11 protein-coding genes are annotated in these 12,460 nt (G+C 54.9%); 7 read left to right on the forward strand and 4 right to left on the reverse strand.

Annotated features, from left to right (window positions below; translation table 11 throughout):
- Positions 1-10: 10 nt before the first annotated feature.
- Positions 11-709 carry a ribosome biogenesis GTP-binding protein YihA/YsxC gene (gene yihA / locus V7080_RS16530; protein ID WP_334189500.1) on the reverse strand — a complete coding sequence of 233 codons (699 nt, stop codon included), beginning with the start codon at positions 707-709 and terminating at the stop codon, positions 11-13.
- Positions 710-858: 149 nt separating this feature from the next.
- On the opposite strand from yihA, the gene V7080_RS16535 reads away from it, so the two are divergent.
- From V7080_RS16535 to V7080_RS16555, 5 genes are all read left to right on the forward strand, one after another.
- Positions 859-1,518 (forward strand): c-type cytochrome, encoded by a 660-nt coding sequence (locus tag V7080_RS16535; protein ID WP_334189490.1) that lies wholly within the window; start codon positions 859-861, stop codon positions 1,516-1,518.
- 70 nt (positions 1,519-1,588) lie between these two features.
- On the forward strand, positions 1,589-3,697 hold the full coding sequence (locus tag V7080_RS16540) for a cytochrome c biogenesis protein ResB (protein ID WP_334189491.1): 2,109 nt from the start codon (positions 1,589-1,591) through the stop codon (positions 3,695-3,697).
- Positions 3,698-3,746: 49 nt separating this feature from the next.
- Positions 3,747-4,898, forward strand: a complete 1,152-nt coding sequence (ccsB, locus tag V7080_RS16545) for a c-type cytochrome biogenesis protein CcsB (protein ID WP_334189492.1) — start codon at positions 3,747-3,749, stop codon at positions 4,896-4,898.
- Positions 4,899-4,974: 76 nt separating this feature from the next.
- Positions 4,975-5,952 (forward strand): protein-methionine-sulfoxide reductase catalytic subunit MsrP, encoded by a 978-nt coding sequence (gene msrP / locus V7080_RS16550; RefSeq protein WP_334189493.1) that lies wholly within the window; start codon positions 4,975-4,977, stop codon positions 5,950-5,952.
- A gap of 36 nt (positions 5,953-5,988) precedes the next feature.
- Positions 5,989-6,627, forward strand: a complete 639-nt coding sequence (locus tag V7080_RS16555) for a sulfite oxidase heme-binding subunit YedZ (protein ID WP_334189494.1) — start codon at positions 5,989-5,991, stop codon at positions 6,625-6,627.
- 103 nt (positions 6,628-6,730) lie between these two features.
- On the opposite strand, the gene lysA is transcribed toward V7080_RS16555, so the two are convergent.
- Together lysA and lptM are read right to left on the reverse strand one after the other, a co-directional pair.
- A complete protein-coding gene (gene lysA, locus V7080_RS16560) occupies positions 6,731-8,014 on the reverse strand; it encodes a diaminopimelate decarboxylase (RefSeq protein ID WP_334189495.1) in 1,284 nt (427 codons plus the stop codon).
- A 10-nt stretch (positions 8,015-8,024) separates the two neighbouring features.
- Complete coding sequence (gene lptM, locus V7080_RS16565) at positions 8,025-8,252, reverse strand: LPS translocon maturation chaperone LptM (protein WP_334189496.1); 228 nt, start codon at positions 8,250-8,252, stop codon at positions 8,025-8,027.
- Between lptM and cyaY the strand changes: the two genes are divergently transcribed.
- A complete protein-coding gene (gene cyaY / locus V7080_RS16570; RefSeq protein WP_334189497.1) occupies positions 8,251-8,589 on the forward strand; it encodes an iron donor protein CyaY in 339 nt (112 codons plus the stop codon). The two genes, lptM and cyaY, sit on opposite strands and share 2 nt — an antisense overlap.
- Positions 8,590-8,648: 59 nt before the next feature.
- Here the strand turns inward: cyaY and V7080_RS16575 are convergent, their stop codons facing one another.
- On the reverse strand, positions 8,649-10,997 hold the full coding sequence (locus V7080_RS16575) for a penicillin-binding protein 1A (RefSeq protein WP_334189498.1): 2,349 nt from the start codon (positions 10,995-10,997) through the stop codon (positions 8,649-8,651).
- Positions 10,998-11,311: 314 nt separating this feature from the next.
- Here V7080_RS16575 and V7080_RS16580 point away from each other — a divergent pair, with 314 nt between their 5' ends.
- On the forward strand, positions 11,312-12,391 hold the full coding sequence (locus V7080_RS16580; protein WP_334189499.1) for a pilus assembly protein PilM: 1,080 nt from the start codon (positions 11,312-11,314) through the stop codon (positions 12,389-12,391).
- Positions 12,392-12,460 lie beyond the last annotated feature (69 nt).

The following is a 12,460-nucleotide window of genomic DNA, read 5'->3' on the forward strand; positions in this document are numbered from 1 at the left end:
ATACTGCGATTCAATCTGCATCTGTCGGCGGCACGCTTTCCGTATCGCCGTTCAAGGACAGCAGTTCCAGGATTCGACGGTCCGCTTCCTCCAAACCAACCCGTTTCAACGCCGAAAAAAGTTGTGCGGTAAATGGAAAAGGCTGGCCCTGCGCATCAACATAGCTGCTCAATACCGTCCTCGCAAGCCGCAATGCGTTGGTCGCTTCATTGCGGCTAAGCTTGTCGGACTTCGTCAACAGACAATGGATCGGTTTGCCGGTCGGCGCGAACCACTCCAGCATCTGAATATCCAGTGCGGTGAAAGGACGGCGCGAGTCCATGATGAGCACCAAGGCGCTCAACTGGGCTCGTTGTTGCACATAGTTTCCCAGCAATTGATTCCAGTGATTCTTGGCCGCGCCCGGCACTTCCGCATATCCGTATCCCGGCAGGTCCACAAGCAAGCCACGGATTTCATCTACCCGGGTTTCGTCTTTCCTGTGCATGCCGACATGTGCGCCGCCGATCGAAAAATAATTAATATGCTGTGTCCGGCCAGGAGTTTTCGATGCAAACGCCAGCTTTTTTTGATTGCAGAGGATGTTGATTGCTGTGGATTTGCCGGCATTTGAACGGCCGGCGAACGCCACTTCAGGCACTTGCGTACTTGGCAAGTCGCGCAGGTGGTTCACCGTGGTGAAGAAACGGGCTTGCCAAAGTAGGGACATAGATAGGAGAAAATACAGCGCGGGAGGCAAAATGCCGAGAAGCTATTGTACAATAAGAGGTTATGTATGTTGCGCCGCAAAAGCGAAGCCGCACAAGACGATCTCCGGCAACAGGCCAGAATTTTAATATCAAGTCTCAGGGTGTTTGAATGAATCGTGCGTTTTTACCATTAGTAAAATCCGTGTTGGTCGCGATGCTGGCGCTTTCGTCCATCGCTCATGCAGCAGAAGAGAAAAAGGCCCCCAAGGCAGATCCTGCCAAAGGCGAGGCCCTTTACACCAAGGGCGATGCCACCCGTAATCTCGTTGCCTGCGTCTCTTGCCATGGCGCTGCCGGCAATTCGACGATCGTGCAGAATCCAAAGCTTGCCGGCCAGCATGAGGCTTATCTGTTCAAGCAACTTGCTGACTTCAGAACACCCCAGCGCAATAATCCGATCATGACGCCCATTTCCAAGGCCTTGACCGACGAGGATATGCGCAATCTCTCCGCCTATCTCGTGACGCAAGTGCAGAAGCCCGGCGCGGCGAAGAGCAAGGAAACGATCGACATCGGCAAGCAAATTTACCGTGCCGGCATCGCGGAAAAGAATGTTCCTGCCTGCGCAGGCTGCCATGCGCCGAATGGCGCCGGCATTCCCGCCCAGTTCGCCCGTCTTGGCGGCCAGCATCAGGAATACACGGCGGCACAATTGGTGAACTTCCGTTCCGGCGCACGTAATAACAGCCAGCAGATGACGACCATCGCCAAGCGGATGTCGGATGATGAAATCAAGGCGGTTTCGGATTACATCGCTGGCCTGAAGTAAATAAGCAAAATAAGAAAAATGATGGATTGAGGGGGTGGCCAAGGCCGCCCCTTTTTCTTTTGATGAGAATATGACTACAAGTACATCTGGGCTGCATCTCAAAACCAACCGGCGCTGGCTGGCGGATGCCGTCGAATTGCTATCGTCGATGCGCTTTGCGATCAGCTTGCTTTCATTGATTTCGATTGCATCCGTGATCGGCACTGTTCTGAAGCAGAACGAACCAATGCCGAACTACGTCAACCAGTTCGGTCCATTCTGGTTTGATGTGTTCGAGAAGCTCGGCCTGTATGCCGTGTATTCCGCGTGGTGGTTCCTGCTGATCATGGCGTTCCTGGTGTTGTCCACATCACTGTGCCTCATCCGCAATACGCCCAAGATGCTCAACGATATGCGTAGCTGGCGCGACAATGTGCGGGAACAGTCGCTACGCAATTTTCACCATAAGGCTGAATGGACATCCCAGGCCGCAAGAGCGGCATTCGCGCAACGCCTTGCCGGCCAGGTCGCCGCCAACGGTTACAAGGTGAAGCTGGTCGAAAAGGAAAACGCCAGCCTGATCGCCGCCAAGCAAGGGGCGGCCAACAAATGGGGTTACATATTTGCGCATAGTGCGATCGTGATCATCTGCATCGGCGGCCTGCTGGACTCAGACCTGCCAATCCGTTTTCAAAAATGGGTGTATGACAAAACCCCGTTCAACGGCAACGGCATCATTGCCGATATTCCGGCACAGCATCGCTTGGGCCTGGGAAATCCGACATTCCGTGGCAATACATTGATTCCGGAAGGAAGTGCCAGCTCCACGGCCATCATCCCCCAGCAAAGCGGTGTCCTGATCCAGGAGTTACCGTTCTCCATCAAACTGAACAAGTTCATCATCGAGCATTACTCCACCGGTATGCCGAAGCTCTTTGCCAGCGAAGTGGTTGTTCGCGACAACCAGACCGGCCATACCTTCCCGGCGACGATCAAGGTCAACGAGCCCTTGATTTACAAAGGGATTGCTGTCTACCAGTCGAGCTTTGAAGATGGCGGAAGCAAGCTGAAGCTGGCAGGTTATCCAATGGCAGGCCAGCAGGATGACATGTTCGCAATTGCCGGTGAGGTTGGCAGCACTACGCCGCTTTCTAAAAATGCAGACGCGGAATACACCGTCGAATGGTCCGGTTTCCGGATGTTCAATATTGAAAACATGGCGCAGACCGGGCAGGATGTGCGTGCCGTTGATACCAAGAAAACGTTCAACGAAAAATTCACTGCGGGCCTCGACAAGCAACTCGGATCCGCGGCAAAAAATGCAAATAACAAGGATTTGAAGAACGTCGGTCCCAGCGTGCAATACAAGATTCGCGACAAGACCGGCCAGGCCAGGGAATATCACAACTACATGCAGCCGGTGCAAGTGGAAGGTGATTACATGTTCCTGACCGGCGTGCGTAATTCGCCGAACGAACCATTCCGGTATTTGCGCATTCCGGCCGACGATAACGATACCGTGGAAGAGTGGATGCGTTTGCGGGCGGCGCTTTCCGATCCGGCACTCAGGACGCAAGCGGCAAAGCGCTATGCGCAGCGCACCATGCCAAGCACGCGTGATTCGGTAGACAATCTGCGCGAGCAACTGGAGCAGTCGGCCCTCAAGGGACTGTCGATCTTTGCCGGCGAGGAAGGCATGGGCGGATACCTGGCCGTGTCGCAGTTCCTTGAAAAAATCCCGCCTCAGGAACAGGAAAAGGCCGCAGATATCTTCATGAAGATCCTGAACGGCAGCTTATGGGAACTATGGCAGGTGGCACGTGAGAAAGACGGACTGAAGCCTGCCGCCGCCGATGAAAAGCAGGCACGCTTTCTTCAGTTATCGACCAATGCCCTTTCCGATGCATTCTTTTACGGCGCACCGGTGTACCTCCAGCTCAAGGAGTTCGAAGAGGTCAAGGCGTCGGTGTTTCAAGTGACGCGTTCCCCGGGCAAAAAGGTGGTTTACCTGGGCTGCCTGTTGTTGACGCTCGGCGTGTTTTCGATGTTCTACATCCGTGAACGACGCCTTTGGATCTGGGTGAAGTCCGATGCCGATGGCCAATCACACGCACTGATGGCAATGAGTTCGCAACGCAAGACACTGGATTTCGAAAAGGAATTCGACACACTGAAGGCCCGTCTCACGCAGGCCGCGTGAATATGCAAGAATTCGCCGCATCGGATGCGGGAAAGAGATGGAGAAAATGATGGAAATGACACAAGCACAAACCTACGCCCCACCCCCGGGTTTCTTTAAGCGGCTCACGCCGATCGATTGGCTCTATGGACTGGCGTTGGTCGCGGGCGCGTTGTTCGCGCTGAGCCGGTTCGGCGCTTATATGGACGGCTATGAGAAGGCAATCCTGATCCTGACCGCACCGACCTTTGCTTGGCTGGGGTGGTACTGGAAGCCGATACGCCCGTTGATGGCCATCATTGCCGTATTGGCTCTGGCGGGAATAGCGACATACGGCGGGTCGCTCGAAGCCGCGAATACGAAATTCTTCCTCAAATATCTTCTTTCGAGCCAGTCGGCAATCCTGTGGATGAGCACGCTGTTCTTCCTGTCCACATTGTTCTACTGGGGTGGATTGATCGCCAGGTCGGACTTTGGCGGCTCAATCGGCAGCAAGCTCTGCTGGGCGGCCGTCGTGCTTGGTTTCACCGGCATGCTGGTGCGCTGGTATGAGTCATACCTGGTTGGCGTTGATGTCGGGCACATTCCCATTTCCAACCTGTATGAAGTATTCATTCTTTTCTGTCTCATCACCGCGCTGTTCTACCTGTACTACGAACAGCATTATGCAACCCGGCAGCTCGGGCCTTTCGTCATGCTGATCGTTTCCGCGGCCGTCGGCTTCCTGCTGTGGTACACCGTCAGCCGCGGGGCAGCGGAAATCCAGCCCCTGGTTCCCGCCTTGCAAAGCTGGTGGATGAAGATACACGTGCCCGCCAATTTCATTGGTTACGGCACGTTTGCGCTGGCGGCAATGGTCGCCATCGCTTACCTGCTGAAGTCGAAAGGCTTGCTCGTCGATCGCCTGCCGCCATTGGAGGTGCTGGATGATGTGATGTACAAGGCGATTGCGGTCGGATTCGCGTTTTTCACCATCGCGACCATTCTCGGTGCGCTCTGGGCTGCCGAAGCCTGGGGTGGCTACTGGTCATGGGATCCGAAGGAAACCTGGGCGCTGATCGTCTGGCTGAACTACGCCGCGTGGCTGCATATGCGATTGATGAAGGGGTTGCGCGGCCAGGTGGCCGCATGGTGGGCGTTGGTTGGCCTGCTGGTGACGACCTTTGCTTTCCTGGGCGTCAATATGTTCCTGTCGGGATTGCATTCATATGGACAGCTCTAGTCATTTGGTGCGTCAAAGTTTGTAAGGATATTGCTGGCACACCGACCAAGGCTGGATGAAATAGACAGGAGCGCGCATGTTGATCAAACCCGGCCCCAACGGTATCGATATTCCTTTTGCTTCCGAAATCACGCCGCGCGAGATATTCGAGTCGCGACGGACATTCATCAGGCAGTTGGCGGTGGGATCGATTGCAGGCGGTGCACTTGCGCAGATGGCGGCGCGTAACGCGTTTGCACAATCCGGTGCGCAAAAGCTGGCTGCAAAAACGAATCCGGGGTACGTGGTGATGGAAAAAACCACTTCGTACAAGGATGCGGCAAGCTACAACAATTTTTACGAATTCGGGACTGATAAAGCGGATCCTGCGCAGTATGCCGGTTCGCTGAAGACACGCCCCTGGACGGTGGCAATCGATGGCGAGGTGAAGAAGCCGATGACGCTGGATATCGATGCGTTGCTGAAGCTTGCGCCCCTCGAAGAGCGTGTTTACCGCTTGCGTTGCGTCGAAGGATGGTCGATGGTCATTCCATGGATCGGTTATTCGCTTTCCGAACTGATCAGGAAAGTCGAACCGACCGGCAATGCAAATTACGGGGAGTTCATCTCGCTGGCCGACAAAACGCAGATGCCCGGGCTGCGCAGCCCGGTTCTCGAATGGCCCTATGTCGAAGGTTTGCGGCTGGATGAAGCGAATCATCCACTCGCGATGCTGGTGCTGGGGATGTATGGTGAGGTACTGCCGAATCAGAATGGTGCGCCGGTGCGCATCGTTCTGCCTTGGAAATACGGATTCAAATCCGCGAAATCGATCGTCAGGATCCGCTTCACGCGGGACGAGCCGAAAACGGCATGGCATATCTCCGCACCCCAGGAGTACGGGTTCTATTCCAACGTCAATCCGCTTGTCGATCACCCACGTTGGTCTCAGGCGACAGAGCGCCGCATCGGCGAGGACGGTTTTTTGACCAAAAAGCGAAAGACGCTCATGTTCAACGGGTATAGCGATGTGGCTTCGCTCTATACCGGCATGGACCTGAAGAAGTTCTTTTAATCGCCGGTCGACGCTGTAACGACGCGGAATTTGACCATGTTCAATCCAACACCACGGCAACTGAAAGCAATCAAAGGGCTGTTTTTCGTGGCAGCCCTTTTGCCGTTCGTGCGTCTCCTGGTGTTCGCATTTACGGACCGGCTCGGCGCCAATCCGATTGAATTCATCACCCGCAACACGGGTGACTGGACGCTGTATTTTCTGTGCATTACGCTGGCTCTCACACCATTGCGCCGTCTGTTGAATTGGAACTGGCTGCTCAGGCTGCGCAGGATGGCGGGCTTGTTCACATTCTTCCATGCAGTGCTGCATTTCACGACGTTTCTCTGGTTCGACCATTTCTTCGATGTAGCCGAGATGCTCAAGGATGTGTTGAAGCGGCCGTTCATCACCGTCGGCTTCGTTGCGTTCGTATTGCTGATTCCACTGGCGCTGACGAGTACGAACGGTATGGTCAAGCGCCTGGGCGGCAGGCGCTGGCTGTGGCTGCACCGGACAATCTATGTCATCGCGCCGCTCACCATCCTTCACTTCTGGTGGATGAAAGCAGGCAAAAGCGACTTTGCGGAACCGATTTTATTCGGCGCTGTGATCGCGTTGCTGCTGGGAATGCGGTTGTATTGGAAGTTGCAGCCGGCGAAAGCCCACCCGATCAAGGGGCGACACACCGCCTAGAGTAGTTTGCTGGCTGAAGTGAACATTGATTTTGGAATTGCATGGCTCATCGCAGAGGATGTAACCATGCAAGCGTTGACGGCCTGGTTCCCAGAGGCTGCCTTTATGGCAGAACGGATTCCAGTGCATACAACTCGGTTGCCGCTTCCCTGCGGCGGATCAGATGCACGCGGTCTCCGTCCACCATTACTTCAACCGCACGACCACGGGTATTGTAGTTGGATGCCATCGTCATGCCGTATGCACCGGCCGACATGATCGCCAGCAGATCGCCTTGTTCAATCGCCAGTTCGCGTTGCCTTGCCAGCCAATCGCCGGATTCGCAGACCGGCCCGACGACATCATAGATTTTGGTGCTTCCGGTACGTTGCAATACCGGTTGCACGCCATGCCATGCTTCGTACATCGCCGGTCGCATCAGGTCATTCATCGCGGCATCGACGATGGCGAAATTTTTTGTGCTGCCGTGTTTCAGGTACTGCACCTCGGTCAACAGGATGCCGGCGTTACCTGCGATAGATCGACCTGGTTCAAACATGACCTGGATGGGCGCTCCGTTGTGCTTCGCTGCCCGCCACTGATCGACCTTGCGGAACAACCTTGCGAGATAGTCGCCGATCGGCACCGGCTTTTCATTCGCATACGTAATGCCGATGCCGCCGCCGATATCCAGATGATGAAGATGGATACCTTCTGCCGCCAGGCGGTCGATTAATTCGATCACCTTGTCGAGCGCTTCCAGTAACGGAGCGTCATCCAATAATTGCGAGCCGATATGGCAATCGATGCCCACCACCTTGAGATGGGGCAGCGAAGCGGCGAGCTGGTAAGCTGCCATCGCCTCATCGAAGTCGATGCCAAACTTGTTTTCCTTCAGCCCTGTGGAGATGTAAGGGTGGGTTTTCGCATCAACATTCGGATTGACGCGCAGTGAAACGGGCGCCTGCTTGCCGACATCGCCGGCGACATCATTCAAACGGTGCAGTTCTCCCACCGATTCCACATTGAAACAGAGGATGTCATGCGCCAATGCGAGGCGCATTTCTTCCGCCGACTTCCCAACCCCGGAGAAGATCACTTTGCGCGGATCGCCGCCGGCTGCAATCACTCGCTGCAGTTCGCCGCCGGAAACGATGTCGAACCCGGACCCGAGTCGGCTCAGCAAATTCAATACCGCAAGATTGGAGTTGGACTTGACCGAATAGCACACCAGCGCGCCCGCGTCGCCGCGCCGGTTTTCCGCGCAGGCATTGGCATATGCCGAAAAATTGTCGGTGAATGCGGCCTTTGAGTAGACGTAGGCAGGCGTGCCGAACTGCTGGGCGATGTCACGCAGGGCAACGTTCTCGGCGAACAGTGCGCCGTCTTTATATGTGAAATGTGACATGGTGATCGAGTTACTTGGAGGCTGGTGCAGGATTCTGCGCCGGCGCGGTTTGCGCTGGTTTTTCGGAGGATGCGGCAGGTTGTGGTTTGGCCGGAAGGAACAAGGGACCTTTTTGCCCGCAAGCGCCAAGAACGGCCGTCGACGCCACCATCACTGTCAGCAACGCAAGGCGCTGGAAATCAGATAAGGACTTCACGTTTAGAATCATGGTTGGATAAAACTGAGCGGAGTGTAGCATGACTGAATCTGAATTCCTGGCGTTGGCGGAAGCCGCACTGGCAAGAATTGAAACCACCCTCGAGACTGCGTCGGACAGCGGTGAACTGGATGTGGAATGCAGTCGCAGCGGAAATGTTTTGGAGATCGAGTTTATCGACACCGGTTCGAAGATCATCGTCAACAGTCAGGCGCCGATGAAGGAACTCTGGGTTGCCGCGAAATCGGGCGGTTTTCATTACCGCCATGAAGGCGGGCGGTGGCTCAATACCCGCGATCGAACGGAATTGTTTGCGTCGCTCGCGGCGATGATCAATGAACAGGGAAATGCGAATATCGTGATGAACGATCAGGGCTAAAACACACATAAAAAAGCCGAAGCCTGATATCGGCTTCGGCTTTTTTTCGATCGGATCGATCAGAACAATTCGTTCTTGACTTCGTCTCTTGCTTTTTCTTCCTCCGAGCTCGGGCGCTCGCCCACTCCAAGGCTGCCGACCCCTGCGCCAGGCGGATTTTCAGCGTAATAATAGTCGCCCGCAACCTGTATCACGCCTTCCGGAACAGGGCGTTCCTCGACCGGAGAATCTTTTAATGCTTTTTGCATGTAGCTGATCCAGATCGGTAATGCGAGGCCCCCGCCTGTCTCCTTGTTTCCGAGATTCTTCGGTTGGTCGAAGCCGATCCATGCCACGCCGACGATTTTCGGGCTGTAGCCGGCGAACCAGGCATCAAAGGAATCGTTGGTCGTGCCGGTTTTACCGGCAATGTCCGAACGCTTCAATACCAGGGCCTTGGTGGCAGTGCCGGATTTGACGACGTCTCTCATCATGCTGTCCATCAGGAAGGCATTGCGTTCATCAATGACGCGATGCGCTTCGTTGCCGGCGCGCTCCGGATCGACCTTCGAGAGCACCCGTCCTTCGGAATCGGTCACCTTGGAAATGATGTAGGGATTGACCTTGTATCCTCCATTGGCGAATACCGCATACGCTCCCGCCATTTGCAGCGGTGTGACTGCGCCGGCACCGAGCGCCAGCGTCAGGTAAGCCGGATTCTTTTCTGCATCGAATCCGAAGCGGGTGGCATATTCCTGGCCATACTTTGCGCCGATTTTATGCAGGATACGGATCGACACCATGTTCTTGGACTTGGTCAGGCCCTTTCGCATCGACATCGGTCCATCATATTTGCCGTCATAATTTTTCGGCTCCCATGCCTGCCCGCCGGTCTGTCCGGCATCGAACCGGATCGGCGCATCGTTGATCATGGTCGCGGGCGACAAGCCCTTCTCCAGCGAGGCGGAGTAAATAAAAGGTTTGAACGAGGAACCAGGTTGCCGCCATGCCTGGGTGACATGGTTGAATTTATTGCGATTGAAATCGAAGCCGCCTACCAGAGCGCGAATGGAACCGTCTTCGGTGTTGGCCGCGACGAACGCGGATTCGACAATCGGCATTTGCGTGATTGCCCAGGCATTATTTTCCTGCGTGACGCGAATGACGGCGCCGCGCTTTACCTTGCGGTTTGGCGGCGCCTTGTCGCTCAACAAATTGGCTGCGAAACCAAGGCCCGGCCCGGTGATCGTGATCTCTTCACCGGAAGACAGCACGGCACGCACATTCTTCGGCGATGCCTCCAGCACCACCGCAGCGATCAAATCGTCGCTGTCGGGATGATCGGCAAGCTCCACTTCGATGGCATTGTCTGCTTCCTCCTTCGCTTCCGGAATTTCCATGTAACCTTCCGGACCTCGATAGCCGTGCCGCTTCTCATAGTCCATGACGCCGCGGCGCAGCGCAAGGTAGGCCGCATCCTGATCAGCCTTGGTGATGGTGGTGTAAACGTTCAGCCCACGGGTATAGGTCTCTTCCTTGAACTGGTCGTAGACCAACTGACGCGTCATCTCTGCCACGTACTCCGCATGCACGCCGAATTCGCTGCTGTCGGTCTTGATCTTCAACACCTGGTCGCGTGCCTTCTCGTATTCGCTTTCGTTGAGGTAGCCGAGGTAGAACATCCGTTGAAGGATGTATTGCTGGCGCGCTTTCGCACGCTTCGGGTTGGCGACGGGATTGTAGGCGGATGGCGCCTTCGGCAATCCTGCCAACATGGCTGCTTCAGCGGCAGTAATGTCCTGGAGTTTTTTCCCGAAGTAGATCTGTGCCGCGGACGAGAAGCCGTATGCCCGCTGTCCGAGGTAAATCTGGTTGAGATAAACCTCGAAGATCTGGTCTTTTGACAGGTTTTGCTCGATTTTCCACGCCAGCAGAATTTCGTAAATTTTCCGTTTGAAGGTTTGTTCGCTCGACAGGAAAAAATTTCGTGCTACCTGCTGGGTGATCGTGGATGCGCCTTGCTTCGAGCTGTTGGTGAGATTATGCAGAGCCGCGCGCACGATACCCAGATAATCCACGCCGCCATGGTCATAAAAGCGGTCGTCTTCGATTGCCAGAACCGCTTTCTTCATTACGTCCGGCACATCCTTGATGCGCACCAGGTTCCGTCGTTCCTCGCCGAATTCGCCGATCAGGACGTTATCCGCCGAAAAAATACGCAACGGGATTTTCGGTCGGTAATCCGTCAGAGAATCCAGGGCCGGCAGATTCGGGTATGCCATGGCCAAGGTGAAGCCTAACAACAATATGCCGATCACGCCCAGGCTGAATATACCCCCCACTGTATAAAGCATGACGCGGGTAAGCCTGGAATAAGGACGGGAAGAGACTTTTTTGGTGGACCCGCCAGCGGATTTTTGAGAGGCCATGCTTTAGGAAGTAAGTAAGAGGGAGGGGTTCAACGCATTATAACGGCGCGTGACTGGGCATTGCGATGTTGCAATTAATCAAATAAATCCCCGCGCCGCCGTGGGATTTTGGCAACGCAGTTACAAATTACTTCGTGGAAATTGCTTTACACCATCTGAATCTTATTGCTACGATTTAATGTAACTATGGATATATGTCACCTAAATACTGGTTTTTAAACGACTTTTTCCAATCCGGGCAATTTTTCAGTCCATTCGACAAGTAAATAAGTGGTGCGTTCACGCAATAAACCACATTTTTGGGGGAGTAACCCTTGGCTCTTGATCTAGGCTTTTTAGTTGGGCAAAAGAATCCGCCTCTGGTCGGTCTGGATATCAGTACGTCCGGGGTGAAACTTGTCGAATTATCGGAAGTAGGGAAAAGCGAATTTCGCCTGGAACGATTTGCCGCAGAGCCGCTGCCGCGTGGCGCGGTTGTCGATGGAAATATAGAGAACATCGAACAGGTTTCCGAAGCGGTCCGCCGCGTATGGAAGAAAAGCGGCACGCGGGCCAAGCTGGTCGCGCTGGGGCTTCCACCTGCAGCGGTAATTACCAAAAAAATCATTCTTCCAGGCGGTCTGTCTGAAGATGAACTCGAAGTGCAGGTCGAGAGCGAGGCCAACCAGTATATTCCGTTCGCTTTGGATGAAGTCAGCCTGGATTTCGATGTGATCGGTCCGGCACAGAATTCGCCGGAAGATGTTGAAGTGCTATTGGCTGCGGCGCGCAAGGAAAAGGTCGAGGATCGCGTAGCGGTCGCCGAGGCTGCGGGATTGCGGCCGACGGTCATGGATATCGAATCCTATGCCGCCCGCACCGCCATCGACAGAATCACCGCACAGTTGCCTAAAGCCGGACAAGGCCAGATTGTTGGCCTGTTCCAAATCGGTGCCCAGGTCACGCATGTATCGATGCTGCTTGACGGGCAGGCGATCTACGAGCGCGAACAGCCCTTCGGTGGCAATCAACTCACCCAGGATATCGTAAGGGCATACGGACTATCCTTCGAAGATGCGGAAGCCAAGAAGCGAACCGGCGAGCTGCCTGATGGATATCACCAGGAACTGCTTCAGCCTTTCCTCGAAAATGCGGCCCTCGAAGTCACCCGCGCAATCCAGTTCTTCTTCACCTCTACTCCCTACACCCATATCGACCAGATTTTCCTCGCCGGCGGTTGCGCCAATATTGCCGGCCTGGCTGAACTGGTCGGCGAAAGAAGCAAAATCTCTGTTTCTGTCGTAAGCCCATTTAAGGGCATGCAGTTGGCGTCCAATGTGCGTGAGAAGCAGTTGCGGGCAGAGGCGCCGGCGTATCTAGTGGCATGCGGTCTGGCCATGCGGAGGTTTGGCTGATGATCAGAATCAATCTACTTCCTCACCGAGAGGAGAGGCGGAAGCAGCGTAAGGCGGCATTCGTTCGCA

The sequence above is a fragment of the Noviherbaspirillum sp. genome (assembly GCF_036846085.1).
GTDB lineage: Bacteria > Pseudomonadota > Gammaproteobacteria > Burkholderiales > Burkholderiaceae_D > Noviherbaspirillum.

Bases quoted from the DNA above. Each gene is read 5' to 3' on its own strand.
- yihA (WP_334189500.1), bottom strand. From the start codon at position 709: ATGTCCCTACTTTGGCAAGCCCGTTTCTTCACCACGGTGAACCACCTG.
- V7080_RS16535 (WP_334189490.1), top strand. From the start codon at position 859: ATGAATCGTGCGTTTTTACCATTAGTAAAATCCGTGTTGGTCGCGATG.
- V7080_RS16540 (WP_334189491.1), top strand. From the start codon at position 1,589: ATGACTACAAGTACATCTGGGCTGCATCTCAAAACCAACCGGCGCTGG.
- ccsB (WP_334189492.1), top strand. From the start codon at position 3,747: ATGGAAATGACACAAGCACAAACCTACGCCCCACCCCCGGGTTTCTTT.
- msrP (WP_334189493.1), top strand. From the start codon at position 4,975: ATGTTGATCAAACCCGGCCCCAACGGTATCGATATTCCTTTTGCTTCC.
- V7080_RS16555 (WP_334189494.1), top strand. From the start codon at position 5,989: ATGTTCAATCCAACACCACGGCAACTGAAAGCAATCAAAGGGCTGTTT.
- lysA (WP_334189495.1), bottom strand. From the start codon at position 8,014: ATGTCACATTTCACATATAAAGACGGCGCACTGTTCGCCGAGAACGTT.
- cyaY (WP_334189497.1), top strand. From the start codon at position 8,251: ATGACTGAATCTGAATTCCTGGCGTTGGCGGAAGCCGCACTGGCAAGA.
- lptM (WP_334189496.1), bottom strand. From the start codon at position 8,252: ATGCTACACTCCGCTCAGTTTTATCCAACCATGATTCTAAACGTGAAG.
- V7080_RS16575 (WP_334189498.1), bottom strand. From the start codon at position 10,997: ATGGCCTCTCAAAAATCCGCTGGCGGGTCCACCAAAAAAGTCTCTTCC.